At 71.3% G+C, this 12,941-nt stretch carries 10 protein-coding genes; 7 read left to right on the top strand and 3 right to left on the bottom strand.

Annotation, left to right across the window (positions count from 1 at the left end; genetic code table 11):
• Positions 1 to 77 precede the first annotated feature (77 nt).
• The 4 genes from DEJ51_RS23295 (at position 78) to glgB (ending at position 7,777) form a co-directional block, all read left to right on the top strand.
• Positions 78 to 2,072, top strand: coding sequence for an alpha-1,4-glucan--maltose-1-phosphate maltosyltransferase (locus DEJ51_RS23295; protein WP_150259479.1), 1,995 nt, complete (start codon positions 78 to 80; stop codon positions 2,070 to 2,072).
• The gene (treS, locus tag DEJ51_RS23290) at positions 2,069 to 3,799 is read left to right on the top strand and encodes a maltose alpha-D-glucosyltransferase (RefSeq protein WP_150259477.1); all 1,731 of its coding nucleotides are present in this window, start codon (positions 2,069 to 2,071) and stop codon (positions 3,797 to 3,799) included. The genes DEJ51_RS23295 and treS overlap by 4 nt, the downstream gene beginning before the upstream one ends.
• Before the next feature lie 235 nt (positions 3,800 to 4,034).
• Positions 4,035 to 5,486 carry a maltokinase N-terminal cap-like domain-containing protein gene (locus tag DEJ51_RS23285; RefSeq protein ID WP_150259475.1) on the top strand — a complete coding sequence of 484 codons (1,452 nt, stop codon included), beginning with the start codon at positions 4,035 to 4,037 and terminating at the stop codon, positions 5,484 to 5,486.
• Entirely contained in the window at positions 5,483 to 7,777 is a 2,295-nt protein-coding gene (gene glgB, locus DEJ51_RS23280) for a 1,4-alpha-glucan branching enzyme (protein WP_150259473.1), read from the top strand. The genes DEJ51_RS23285 and glgB overlap by 4 nt, the downstream gene beginning before the upstream one ends.
• 10 nt (positions 7,778 to 7,787) lie before the next feature.
• Here the strand turns inward: glgB and DEJ51_RS23275 are convergent, their stop codons facing one another.
• Positions 7,788 to 8,129: a thioredoxin family protein gene (locus DEJ51_RS23275; RefSeq protein WP_150259471.1), complete on the bottom strand. Its 342-nt coding sequence runs from the start codon at positions 8,127 to 8,129 to the stop codon at positions 7,788 to 7,790.
• 50 nt (positions 8,130 to 8,179) lie between these two features.
• Entirely contained in the window at positions 8,180 to 8,572 is a 393-nt protein-coding gene (locus DEJ51_RS23270; RefSeq protein WP_150259470.1) for a MerR family transcriptional regulator, read from the bottom strand.
• Positions 8,573 to 8,898: 326 nt separating this feature from the next.
• Here DEJ51_RS23270 and DEJ51_RS23265 point away from each other — a divergent pair, with 326 nt between their 5' ends.
• Positions 8,899 to 9,582 carry a helix-turn-helix domain-containing protein gene (locus DEJ51_RS23265; protein ID WP_150259468.1) on the top strand — a complete coding sequence of 228 codons (684 nt, stop codon included), beginning with the start codon at positions 8,899 to 8,901 and terminating at the stop codon, positions 9,580 to 9,582.
• 7 nt (positions 9,583 to 9,589) lie between these two features.
• Here DEJ51_RS23265 and DEJ51_RS23260 read toward each other — a convergent pair whose 3' ends face one another.
• A complete protein-coding gene (locus DEJ51_RS23260) occupies positions 9,590 to 10,561 on the bottom strand; it encodes an ATP-dependent 6-phosphofructokinase (RefSeq protein ID WP_223836206.1) in 972 nt (323 codons plus the stop codon).
• Here DEJ51_RS23260 and DEJ51_RS35170 point away from each other — a divergent pair.
• A complete protein-coding gene (locus tag DEJ51_RS35170) occupies positions 10,472 to 10,858 on the top strand; it encodes a hypothetical protein (protein ID WP_223836258.1) in 387 nt (128 codons plus the stop codon). The two genes, DEJ51_RS23260 and DEJ51_RS35170, sit on opposite strands and share 90 nt — an antisense overlap.
• On the top strand, positions 10,855 to 12,939 hold the full coding sequence (gene pta / locus DEJ51_RS23255) for a phosphate acetyltransferase (protein WP_150259464.1): 2,085 nt from the start codon (positions 10,855 to 10,857) through the stop codon (positions 12,937 to 12,939). Before DEJ51_RS35170 ends, pta begins: the two co-directional genes overlap by 4 nt.
• Positions 12,940 to 12,941: the final 2 nt, after the last annotated feature.

Genomic DNA, 12,941 nt, shown 5'->3' with positions numbered 1-12,941 from the left:
GAGCGTGCACTACCGGCCGCCGTCGCGGTCGGCCTGTTGTCACCGAGCCCTGCGAACTGCCCCCAGGTGATCCCATCATGATCGGTCGCATTCCCGTGCTGGACGTCCGCCCCGCCGTCGACTGCGGCGCCAGACCCGCAAAGGCGGTCGTGGACGAGGTCTTCGAGATCTCCGCCACCGTGTTCCGCGAAGGACACGACGCCGTCGCCGCCCACCTCGTCCTGCGTGATCCGGGCGGCCGGCTGCGGGCCCCCGTACCGCTGAGCGAACTCGCCCCCGGCACCGACCGGTGGGGGACCAAGGTCTCCGTCGACACCGAGGGGAGGTGGACGTACACCGTCGAGGCGTGGAGCGATCCGGTGGCCACCTGGCGGGCCCATGCCGCGATCAAGATCCCCGCCGGGATCGACACCGGCCTCATGCTGCTGGAGGGCGCGGAGCTCTACGAGCGGGCCGGGGCCCGGATCCCCAAGCGCGACGGGCGCGAGGCCGTCCTGGCCGCCGCCGGGACCATGCGCGACGAGGACCTGCCCGTCGCCGAGCGGTACGAGGCCGCTCTCGCCCCGGCCGTGGACGCCGCGTTCGCCAGGCGCCCGTACCGGGAGCTGGTCACCGCCTCCAAGCCGCTGCCGCTCCTGGTGGAGCGCAAGCGGGCCCTCTTCGGCTCCTGGTACGAGATGTTCCCGCGCTCCGAGGGAGCGGTGCTGGAGCCCGGCGAGGCCCCGGTCAGCGGGACCTTCCGGACCGCCGCCGAGCGGCTGCCCGCGATCGCGGCGATGGGCTTCGACGTGGTCTACCTGCCGCCCGTCCACCCGATCGGGTCCACTTACCGCAAGGGCCCGAACAACACCCTGTCCGCCGGTAGTTGGGACCCGGGCGTGCCGTGGGCCATCGGCTCCACCGAAGGCGGGCACGACGCGGTCCACCCCGACCTCGGCACCATCGAGGACTTCGACGCCTTCGTCGGGCGCGCCCGCGAGCTCGGCATGGAGATCGCGCTGGACTTCGCGCTGCAGTGCTCCCCCGACCACCCGTGGGTGGAGAAGAACCCGCAGTGGTTCCGCCACCGGGCCGACGGGACGATCGCGTACGCCGAGAACCCGCCGAAGAAGTACCAGGACATCTATCCGATCCACTTCGACACCGACATGGCCGGCATCGTCGAGGAGACCTGCCGGATCCTGCGGCACTGGATGGACCACGGCGTCCGCATCTTCCGGGTGGACAACCCGCACACCAAGCCGGTCGTGTTCTGGCAGAAGGTGATCGCGGACATCAACAAGTCCGACCCGGACGTGATCTTCCTGGCCGAGGCCTTCACCCGGCCCGCGATGATGCGGGCGCTGGCCGCCGTCGGCTTCCAGCAGTCGTACACGTACTTCACCTGGCGCAACACCAAGGCCGAGCTGACCGAGTACCTGACCGAACTGGCCGACACCCCCTCCGCCTCGGTCATGCGGCCGAACTTCTTCGTCAACACGCCGGACATCCTGCACGAGTACCTGCAGCACGGCGGCCGTCCCGCCTTCGAGGTCCGGGCCGTGCTGGCCGCCACCCTCTCCCCCGCCTGGGGGGTCTACGCCGGCTACGAGCTCTGCGAGAACACCCCGGTGCGGGAGGGCAGCGAGGAGTACCTGAACTCCGAGAAGTACGAGTACCGGCCGCGCGACTGGGCCGCCGCCGACCGCACCGGCGCGACCATCGCCCCGCTGATCACCGCGCTGAACCGGCTGCGCCGCCGCAACCCCGCGCTCCAGCAGCTGCGCGACATCCACTTCCACTCGACCGACAACGAACAGGTGATCGCCTATTCGAAGCACGCCGGAGCCAATTCCGTACTGGTGGTCGTCAACCTCGATCCGCACCACACCCAGGAGGCGACCGTGTCGTTGGACATGCCGGTACTCGGCCTCGACTGGCACGGGTCCCTCGCGGTGCGCGACGAGCTCACCGGCGAGACCTATCACTGGGGCAGGGCGAACTACGTGCGCCTAGAGCCGGGCCGCACGCCCGCGCACGTACTGGCCGCTCTGCGACCGTCCCCGCCCACCGGAGGGTCACCCACCACATGATGATCAACGATCCCGTCCACGACACCTTCGAGGACACCCCCGCCAAGGACCGCGATCCCGACTGGTTCAAGCGGGCGGTCTTCTACGAGGTCCTCGTCCGCTCCTTCCACGACAGCAACGGCGACGGCGTCGGGGACCTCAAAGGGCTCACCGCCAAGCTGGACTACCTCCAGTGGCTCGGCGTCGACTGCCTCTGGCTGCCGCCGTTCTTCGCCTCACCCCTGCGCGACGGGGGTTACGACGTCGCCGACTACACCTCGGTGCTCCCCGAGTTCGGCGACCTCGCCGACTTCGTGGAGTTCGTGGACGCCGCGCACACCCGCGGCATGCGGGTGATCATCGACTTCGTCATGAACCACACCAGCGATCAGCACGAGTGGTTCCAGCAGTCGCGCAAGGACCCGGACGGACCGTACGGCGACTACTACATGTGGGCCGACAACGACAAGCAGTACCAGGACGCCCGCATCATCTTCGTCGACACCGAGACCTCGAACTGGACGTACGACCCCGTACGCAAGCAGTACTACTGGCACAGATTCTTCTCCCACCAGCCGGACCTCAACTACGAGAACCCGGCCGTGGTGGAGGAGATCGTCTCCGCCCTGCGCTTCTGGCTCGACCTCGGCATCGACGGCTTCCGGCTCGACGCCGTGCCCTACCTGTACGCCGAGGAGGGCACCAACTGCGAGAACCTGCCCAGAACCCACCAGCTCCTCAAGCGGGTCCGGGCCGAGATCGACGCGCACTACCCGGACACCGTGCTGCTCGCCGAGGCCAACCAGTGGCCCGAGGACGTCGTCGACTACTTCGGCGACTACGACAAGGGCGGGGACGAGTGCCACATGGCCTTCCACTTCCCCGTCATGCCCCGCATCTTCATGGCCGTACGGAGAGAGTCCCGCTACCCGGTCTCCGAAATCCTGGCCAAGACCCCGGCGATCCCGGACCGCTGCCAGTGGGGCATCTTCCTGCGCAACCACGACGAGCTCACCCTCGAAATGGTCACGGACGAAGAGCGCGACTACATGTACGCCGAGTACGCCAAGGACCCGCGGATGCGGGCCAACATCGGCATCCGGCGCCGGCTCGCCCCCCTCCTGGACAACGACCGCAAGCAGATGGAGCTGTTCACGGCCCTGCTGCTGTCGCTGCCCGGCTCGCCGGTGCTCTACTACGGCGACGAGATCGGCATGGGCGACAACATCTGGCTGGGCGACCGCGACGGCGTCCGCACGCCGATGCAGTGGACCCCGGACCGCAACGCCGGTTTCTCCTCGTGCGATCCGGGCAGGCTGAACCTGCCGGTCATCATGGATCCCGTCTACGGGTACCGCGTCACCAACGTCGAGGCCGCGATGTCCTCGCCCTCCTCGCTGCTGCACTGGACCCGCAGGCTGATCGAGGTCCGCAAGGCGAACCCGGCCTTCGGACTCGGCTCGTACACCGAACTGCCGTCGTCGAACCCGGCGGTGCTCGCGTTCCTGCGCGAGCACGGGGACGACCTGGTGCTGTGCGTGCACAACTTCTCGCGCTTCGCGCAGCCCACCGAGCTCGATCTGCGGTCGTTCAACGGACGGGTCCCGGTGGAGCTCACGGGCGACGTGCGCTTCCCGCCGATCGGCGAGTGGCCGTACCTGCTGACCCTGGCGGGCCACGGCTTCTACTGGTTCCGGCTGCGGGCCGAACGGCGCACCGAACGGCGCACCGCACCGCGCGCCGACTAGCCGGGAGCCGGTCCGGGGCGAGTGAGCCGAAGGAGCGCGGCCTGCGCGACAGGCACAGGGCGCTCCGGAGGCGAACCGAGCCCTCGCACAAGGGGGCGGGCAGCTCGAACGGGTCAATCGCCCGCCCCTGTACGGACCATCCTGACCCGACACTCGCACATGCCGGATAAGCAACTGCCGTGCATCCGGGACACTCTGCGCATTCTGTGACGGCCCGGGGAAAGGACGCGACGCCATGTCGGAGGCTGCATCCGCCCGGAGCCGGCTGACGGCCGACCGGGCCGCCGGACTCGCTCCACTGGAGCCGATGCTCAGGGCCTGGCTGCCAGCGCAGCGCTGGTTCGCGGGCAAGGGCCGCACCATCAGCAGGCTCAGGACCGTCTCTGCGGCCGAACTGCTGCCGCCGGGCTCCAGCCCCGGCCTGCTGCACCTGCTGCTCGACGTCGACGGGGACTGCTACCAACTGCTGCTGGGCATCCGCCCGTCCCTGCCGCCCGCCCTCGCGCCGACCCTGATCGGCCACGCCGAGGACGGCCCCTACGCGGGCCGGGCGGTCTACGAGGCGCTGGGAGACCCCCGGCTCGCGGCGATGCTGCTGGAACGGCTGCGCTCCCCCGGGACGCTCGGGCCGCTGCGCTTCGACCGGGATCCGGCCACACCGATCCCGGCGGGGCTCACCCCGCGGCCGATCTCCGGGGAGCAGACGAACTCCTCGCTCATCTACGGAGATTCGTTCATCCTGAAGGTCTTCCGCCGGGTCGGCCCCGGGATCAACCCGGACCTGGAGCTGCCCAGGGCCCTGGCCGCCGCCGGCTGCGCCCGGGTCCCGGCGCCGGTCGCCTGGTACGAGGCCGAGCCGCCCGGCAGCGAGCCGCTGACCCTGGGTGTGCTCCAGCCGTACCTGCGCGGCTCCGACGACGGCTGGCAGCTCGCGCTGCGCCGGCTCGGCGCCGGGGCCGACTTCACCGCCGAGGCGCACGCGCTGGGCCGGGCCACCGCCGAGGTGCACAGCGCGCTGGCCGCGGCGCTGCCCACGGTCGCCCTCGGCCCGGAGCAGACCGCCCGGCTCGCGGCGGGGATGACGGCCCGGCTGGCCGCCACCGCCCGGGAGGTGGCGGCGCTGCGGCCGTACGAGGCGGGGCTGCGGGGTGCCTTCGACGCGCTGGCGGCCTCCCGGGGGTCGGGGGTGCCCGCCCAGCGGATCCACGGGGACCTCCATCTGGGGCAGACCCTGCGCACCCTCGACGGCAGCTGGTCGTTGATCGATTTCGAGGGTGAGCCGGCCCGGCCGCTGGCCGACCGGCGCCGTCCCGAACCGGCGGTGCGCGACATCGCCGGGATACTGCGCTCCTTCGACTACGCCGCCCGTTCGCACCGGCCGTTCGCCCCCGCCTGGGCGGACGACTGCCGGGCCGCCTTCTGCGAGGGCTACGCCCGCACCACCGGCCGGGACCCCCGCGAGGACCCCGTACTGCTGCGGGCGTACGAGACCGACAAGGCGGTGTACGAGGCCCGTTACGAGTCCCGGCACCGCCCCGACTGGCTGCACGTCCCGATGGCCGCGATCCGGCGGCTTTCGGAGCCCGTACGGCCCGCCCACCGCGTGCCGCCGACCCCGTCCGCCCCCGGCTCCGTCTCCCCCCACCCGCACCCCCACCCGAAGCCCCCGAGGAGGCCGCTCGCGTGAGCGCCGCACGACAGCCGTCACCGACCGTCCGCGACGATGCCGCACCCGCCCCGGCGCCGGTGAAGAAGGCCCGGCCGCCCCGGGCCCGCCGGGCCGCCCCTGCGCACGGTGTCCGGCCGGCGCCCGCACTCGGCGCCGACGAACGGGCCCGGCTGCTGGAGGGCCGCCACCACGATCCGCACGCGGTGCTGGGGGCCCGTGCCCAGCGGGGCGGGGTGGCCTTCCGGGTGCTGCGCCCCCATGCCAAGGCGGTCACCGTCGTCGCCAAGGGGCTGCGGACCGAGCTCCACGACGACGGCGACGGGCTGTTCTCGGGGCTGCTGCCGCTGGCCGGCGTCCCGGAGTACCGGCTGCTGGTCACGTACGACAGCGACGAGATCGAGATCCACGACCCCTACCGGTTCCTGCCCGCCCTCGGCGAGCTGGACCTGCACCTGATCGGCGAGGGCCGCCACGAGCAGCTGTGGAAGGCGCTCGGGTCCGAGCCGATGGAGCACCAGGGCGTGGCCGGGACCCGCTTCACGGTGTGGGCGCCGAACGCCCAGGGGGTCCGGGTCACCGGGGACTTCTCGTACTGGGACTCCGTCGCCTACCCGATGCGCTCGCTCGGGTCCACCGGCGTGTGGGAGCTGTTCCTGCCCGGGGTGGGCGCCGGCACGCTCTACAAGTACGACGTCACCCGGCCGGACGGCAGCCACACCCTGCGAGCCGACCCGATGGCCCGGTCCGCGGAGGTCCCCCCGGCGAACGCCTCGGTGGTGACCACCTCCGCGTACGAGTGGCAGGACGCGGCGTGGATGGCCGGGCGCGGCGCCCGGCCCCCGCACCAGGCCCCCTTCTCGGTGTACGAGCTGCACCTGGCGTCCTGGCGGCCGGGGCTCTCCTACCGGCAGCTCGCCGAGCAGCTCCCCGCGTACGTCAAGGAGCTGGGCTTCACGCACGTGGAGCTGATGCCGGTCGCCGAGCACCCCTTCGGCGGTTCGTGGGGCTATCAGGTCACCGGTTTCTACGCGCCGACCTCGCGGATGGGCGGTCCGGACGACTTCCGCTTCCTGGTGGACGCGCTGCACCGGGCCGGGATCGGGGTGATCGTCGACTGGGTGCCCGCGCACTTCCCGCGCGACGAATGGGCCCTCGCGGAGTTCGACGGGCGGCCGCTGTACGAGCACCACGACCCGCGGCGGGCCGCGCACCCGGACTGGGGCACGCTGGAGTTCGACTACGGCCGCAAGGAGGTGCGCAACTTCCTCGTCGCCAACGCCGTGTACTGGTGCGAGGAGTTCCACGTGGACGGTCTGCGCGTGGACGCGGTGGCCTCGATGCTCTACCTCGACTACTCGCGCGGCGAGGGCGAGTGGGCGCCCAACGAGCACGGCGGGCGGGAGAACCTGGACGCGGTGGCGCTGCTCCAGGAGATGAACGCGACGGTGTACCGGCGCTGCCCGGGCGTGGTGACCATCGCAGAGGAGTCCACGGCGTGGACGGGCGTGACCCGGCCGACGGACGCCGGCGGGCTCGGCTTCGGCCTGAAGTGGAACATGGGCTGGATGCACGACACCCTGCGGTACATGTCGAAGGAGCCGGTGCACCGCAAGTACCACCACCACGACATGACCTTCGGAATGATCTACGCCTTCAGCGAGAACTACGTGCTGCCGATCTCGCACGACGAGGTGGTGCACGGCAAGGGCTCTCTGGTGTCGCGGATGCCCGGGGACGACTGGTGGCAGCGGCGGGCCTCGCACCGGGCCTACCTGGGCTTCATGTGGGCCCACCCGGGCAAGCAACTGCTCTTCATGGGGCAGGAGTTCGCGCAGGGCTCGGAGTGGTCGGAGGTGTACGGGCCGGACTGGTGGGTGCTGGACGACTCCTACGCGGCGGCCGGCGACCACCGGGGCGTACGGAACCTGGTGCGCGACCTGAACCGTACGTACACGGCGGCGCCCGCCCTGTGGGAGCGGGACACGGTGCCGGAGGGCTTCGCCTGGGTGGAGGCGGACGCCGCGGAGGACAACGTCTTCGCGTTCCTGCGGTACGCGCAGGACGGCTCGCAGCTCCTGGCGGTGTCGAACTTCTCGCCCGTGGTCCGGCACGGCTACCGGATCGGGGTGCCGGAGGAGGTACCGCTGTGGCGGGAGGTGCTCAACACCGACCTGGAGGTCTACGGCGGCAGCGGCATCCACCACACGCAGCCGCTGCGGCCGGAACCGGTCCCGGCACAGGGCCGCCCGGCGAGCCTGCGCATGACCCTCCCGCCCCTGGCGACGGTCTGGTTCCGGCCGCAGGGCTGAGCTCCGGGGCTCAGGCCATGGCCAGCTGCTCCTCCAGTTCCTGGAGCAGCCGGCGCTTGGCCCGGGCCCCGACGATCTGCCGGACGGGCACGCCGTCGCGGAAGACGAGCATCGTCGGCATGGACAGCACCCCGTACCGGGCGACGGCCTCGGGGTTGCGGTCCGCGTCGATCTGCACGACCTTGAGCCGGTCGGCCTCCTCGGCGGCGATCGAGGAGAGTACGGGGGCGAGCTGGCGGCAGGGGCCGCACCAGTCCGCGGTGAACTCCACGAGGACGGGCCGCCCCCGCTCCCCCAGCACCTCGGCCTCGAAGTCCGCGTCGGTCACCTGTGCCACGCCGTGAGCCTTCATGTCACCATCCCTCTCGTCCACTGCGTCCGTCCGGTCGTCCGACCTTCGGGTCATCCGGTCATCTCGCACTTCGGCACGGCCTCCGCGCCGGCCGCCCGTTCCGCGTCGGCCAACTGCCGTCCGAGCTGCTCGCGCACGTCGGCCAGCCGGCCGATCAGGCCGTCCAGCTCGGTGAGCTTGCGCCGGTAGACGGCGAGCGAGGCGGGGCAGGAGTCCCCGGCCGGGTGGCCGGCCCGCAGGCAGTCCACGAAGGGCCGGGTCTCCTCCAGCTCGAAGCCGAAGTCCTGGAGCATGCGGATCTGGCGCAGCAGCCGCAGGTCGTCCTCGTCGTAGGTCCGGTGGCCGTTGTCGGCCCGTCGCGCGGGGAGCAGCCCGCGCGACTCGTAGTACCTCAGCGTCCGGGTGCTGGTCCCCGCCCGCTCCGCCAGTTCGCCGATGCGCATGGGACGACCGTATGGCTTGACGCCGACGTCAAGGCAAGGGAAAGGGGGTCGGGGCCCTCGCCACCCCCGTCGGCGAGGGCCCCGGAAAGGATCACGCAGGAAACGGCCGGGCGGTTCGGGAATGTGCGAAGAATGTGAGAGGCCTTGCGTCGGCGGGCGTTGGCTGGAACCGTACATACGGAAAAGATCTTCCGCTTCACCGATTACCGGACAGTCGCCCGGAAAACCGGCGAAAGGCCTTGACTTCCTAGGACGTTCCTACGAGGTATGGGCTTGTTTGTTTGGTCTGTAGGCGCCGCAGCCTGGCCACTTCTACGGTGTGCGGTGTGCACTCCAGCCCACCTTTCAATGCCCCCGCCGCGCGTCGTCTGCGCGCGGCCCTGGGCATGGCTCCCGGACATGTCGCCTACGGCCTGCGCGCCCAGTACGGACTCGTCGTCGCGCCCGAGACCGTGATGGCCTGGGAGCGTGGCGAGATATCGCCCTCCTCCGCCGAGCTCACGGCTCTCGCGGGCGTCCTGTGGTGTGCGCCCGGCGAGCTGCTCGCCGAAGCCGTGACCCTGCGGGAGCACCGGGTGGCCCGGGGCCTCGCGGCGGACGACCTCGCCCGCCGGATCGGCCTGGACACGAGCTCGTACCAGAAGATGGAGGACACCGGGCGCTGGAAGGGCAACGAGCGGCAGTCCGCCGCCCTGGCCACGGTGCTGGGGCTGACGCTGGCCCAGTTCGTGACGGCGACCGGCAAGCACGAGGAGCTCGCCGACCTGCTGCGCAGTGCCGTGACCACGCGCTGGCAGGCGTACGTGAAGCCGCTCGGCAAGCTGCTGCCGATCCCCAAGCACCATCTGGAGGCGGTGCTGGAGCAGCTGCACGGCGACTACCAGTCGCGGATGGTGGCGACGCTCAGCTGGGGCGGCGGGCAGGGCGAGGCGGGCAGCGGGGACGCTGGCCGGGAGTTCCTCTCCGAGATCGTGGACCGGTTCTGGCACCTCGCGGGCGGTGCGTCGTAGGGCGGCGTCAGAAGACCGATTCCGCCTCGTACATGCGCTCCTCGGGGACGGTCTTCAGCTCGGTGACCGCCTCCGCGAGCGGGGCCATGACGACGTCGGTGCCGCGCAGGGCGGTCATCTTGCCGAACTCGCCGCGGTGGACGGCCTCGACGGCGTGCCAGCCGAAGCGGGTCGCGAGGACCCGGTCGTAGGCGGTGGGCGTGCCGCCGCGCTGGACGTGACCGAGGATGACCGGCCGGGCCTCCTTGCCCAGGCGGTGCTCCAGCTCGATCGCGAGACGGTTGCCGATGCCGGCGAAGCGCTCGTGACCGTACTGGTCGATCGCGCCCTTCTCGTACGGCATGGAACCCGCGGCCGGGTGCGCGCCCTCGGCCACACAGATCACGGCGAACTTCTTACCGCGTGCGAATCGTTCCTCCACCATCTTCACCAGGGCGTCCACCTCGAACGGGCGCTCCGGCAGGCAGATGCCGTGCGCACCGCCCGCCATGCCGGACTCCAGGGCGATCCAGCCCGCGTGGCGGCCCATGACCTCGACGACCATCACGCGCTGGTGCGATTCGGCGGTGGTCTTGAGGCGGTCGATCGCCTCGGTGGCGACCATGACGGCGGTGTCGAAGCCGAAGGTGCGGTCGGTGCAGGAGATGTCGTTGTCGATGGTCTTCGGTACGCCGACGACCGGCATCCCGGCTTCCGACAGCATCCGCGAGGCGGTCAGGGTGCCTTCGCCGCCGATCGGGATGAGGGCGTCGATGCCGTAGCGCGTCGCCAGCTCCTGGGCGTTCTCGGCGGCTTCGTGGAGACGGGCGCGCTCCATGCGCGCCGAACCGAGGATCGTGCCGCCGCGGGCGAGGATGCCGCTGACGGCGTTGATGTCGAGGGGGCGGAAGTGACCGTCGAGGAGGCCCTTGAAGCCGTCCTCGAAACCGATCACCTCGTCTCCGTGACCGACCAGGGCACGGTGTACGACCGACCGGATGACAGCGTTGAGGCCCGGACAGTCGCCGCCTGCGGTGAGAACTCCGATACGCATCGTGCTGTGTCTCCTGCCGTACCTGTGAAGGGCGTAATGGTGAAGCCTGTCCGATTGTTCCATGGGCCCGGGACGCCGCACATCTTCGGCGGCTCTGCCCCGAGGGCCTTCCGGCCCTCCCGGCCGGACCGCCTGCCAGGGGGCGCCCTACTCATTGACAGAGGTATTGTCAAGAGGTCGAGCCAGAGCAAACTGACATTTCAGAGCATGACCTTCACAGCATGGGACGGAGAGCCGGCGTGACGCGCAGCGTGTACGTGACCGGGATCGAGCGCGGGGACGGCCGGCAGGTCGTCGAGCTGGGCATCATGGAGCTGCTGACCCGGCAGACGGGCCGGGTCGGCGTCTACCGTCCGCTGCTGCACGACGCACCGGACCGGCTCTTCGACCTGCTCAGGGCCCGCTACCGGATCGATCAGGACGCGGCGGCGGCCTACGGCATGTCCTACCAGGAGGCCTCGGCGATCCTGGCCGAGAAGGGCACCGACGAGCTGGTCTCGCAGCTGGTCGACCGCTACCACCGGGTGGCCCGCGACTACGAGGTCATGCTCGTCCTCGGCACCGACTACGCCGAGACCAACCTCCCCGACGAGCTGGCGCTCAACGCCCGCCTCGCCAACGAGCTGGGCGCGGTCGTCGTGCCCGTGGTGGGCGGCACCCGGCACCAGGCCGAGGCCGTGCGCGCCGAGGCCCGCAACGCCTACCGCGCCTACGAGACCCTGGGCTGCCACGTCGTCGCGATGGTCGTGAACCGGGTGGCGGCGGAGGACCGCGACGTCATAGCCGAGCGGCTGGCCGCCCGGCTGCCCGTGCCCTGCTACGTGCTGCCGGACGACAAGTCGCTCTCCGCCCCGACCGTCGCCCAGATCACCCGGGCGCTCGGCGGCGAGGTGCTCCTCGGCGACGAGGCCGGGCTGGCCCGCGACGCCGTCGACTTCGTCTTCGGCGGCGCCATGCTGCCGAACTTCCTGAACGCCCTGACCCCCGGCTGCCTGGTCGTCACCCCGGGGGACCGCTCCGACCTGCTCGTGGGGGCGCTGGCCGCGCACACCTCCGGGACCCCGCCGATCGCGGGCGTGCTGCTGACCCTGAACGAACGCCCGACCGAGGAGGTCCTGACGCTGGCCTCGAAGCTGGCGCCGGGCACGCCCGTGGTGTCGGTGGCCGGCAACAGTTTCCCGACCGCCGCCGAACTGTTCTCGCTGCAGAGCCGGTTGAACTCCGCGACCCCGCGCAAGCTGGAGACCGCGCTCGGCCTGTTCGAGCGGCACGTGGACACCGGCGAGCTGCGCGGCCTGCTGTCGGTGGCCCGCTCGGAGCGCGTCACCCCGATGATGTTCGAGCACGAGCTGCTGGAGCGGGCCCGCTCGGACCGCCGCCGCGTCGTGCTGCCCGAGGGCACCGAGGAGCGGGTGCTGCGCGCCGCGGACGTGGTGCTGCGCCGGGGCGTCTGCGACCTGACCCTGCTGGGCGACGAGCAGGCGATCCTGAAGAAGGCCGCCGACCTCGGCGTCGACATCTCCGGCGCCCAGCTGATCGACCCGGCGACCTCCCCGCTGCGGGAAGGTTTCTCCGAGTACTACGCCCAGGTCCGCGCCCACAAGGGGATGACCGTCGAGCTGGCGGCCGACGTGGTCACGGACGTCAACTACTTCGGCACCCTGATGGTCCAGCGGGGCCTGGCCGACGGCATGGTCTCGGGTTCCGTGCACTCCACCGCGGCGACCATCCGCCCGGCCTTCGAGATCATCAAGACGAAGGCGGAGGCGTCCATCGTCTCCTCGGTCTTCTTCATGTGCCTGGCCGACCGGGTCCTCGTCTACGGCGACTGCGCGGTCAACCCGGACCCGAACGCCGAGCAGCTCGCCGACATCGCCGTCCAGTCGGCCACCACCGCGGCCGCCTTCGGTGTCGAGCCGCGGATCGCGATGCTCTCGTACTCGACGGGCACCTCGGGCAGCGGCGCGGACGTCGACAAGGTCCGCAAGGCCACCGAGCTCGTCCGGGCGCAGCGCCCGGACCTGCTGATCGAGGGGCCGATCCAGTACGACGCGGCAGTGGAGCCCTCGGTCGCGGCGACCAAGCTGCCCGGGTCCGAGGTGGCCGGGCGCGCGACCGTGCTGATCTTCCCCGACCTCAACACGGGCAACAACACGTACAAGGCCGTGCAGCGTTCGGCGGGCGCGGTGGCGGTCGGCCCGGTGCTGCAGGGTCTGCGCAAGCCGGTCAACGACCTCTCGCGCGGTGCGCTCGTCCAGGACATCGTCACCACCGTGGCCATCACCGCGATCCAGGCGCAGGGCGCGCCGGCGCCCACCGCCTGACC

This window comes from Streptomyces venezuelae (genome assembly GCF_008642275.1).
GTDB lineage: Bacteria > Actinomycetota > Actinomycetes > Streptomycetales > Streptomycetaceae > Streptomyces > Streptomyces venezuelae_E.
This window is presented reverse-complemented; position numbering and strand designations above follow the sequence as displayed.

Excerpts from the sequence above, each read along its gene's own strand:
- DEJ51_RS23295 (WP_150259479.1), top strand. The coding sequence starts at position 78 with ATGATCGGTCGCATTCCCGTGCTGGACGTCCGCCCCGCCGTCGACTGC.
- treS (WP_150259477.1), top strand. The coding sequence starts at position 2,069 with ATGATGATCAACGATCCCGTCCACGACACCTTCGAGGACACCCCCGCC.
- DEJ51_RS23285 (WP_150259475.1), top strand. The coding sequence starts at position 4,035 with ATGTCGGAGGCTGCATCCGCCCGGAGCCGGCTGACGGCCGACCGGGCC.
- DEJ51_RS23275 (WP_150259471.1), bottom strand. The coding sequence starts at position 8,129 with ATGAAGGCTCACGGCGTGGCACAGGTGACCGACGCGGACTTCGAGGCC.
- DEJ51_RS23270 (WP_150259470.1), bottom strand. The coding sequence starts at position 8,572 with ATGCGCATCGGCGAACTGGCGGAGCGGGCGGGGACCAGCACCCGGACG.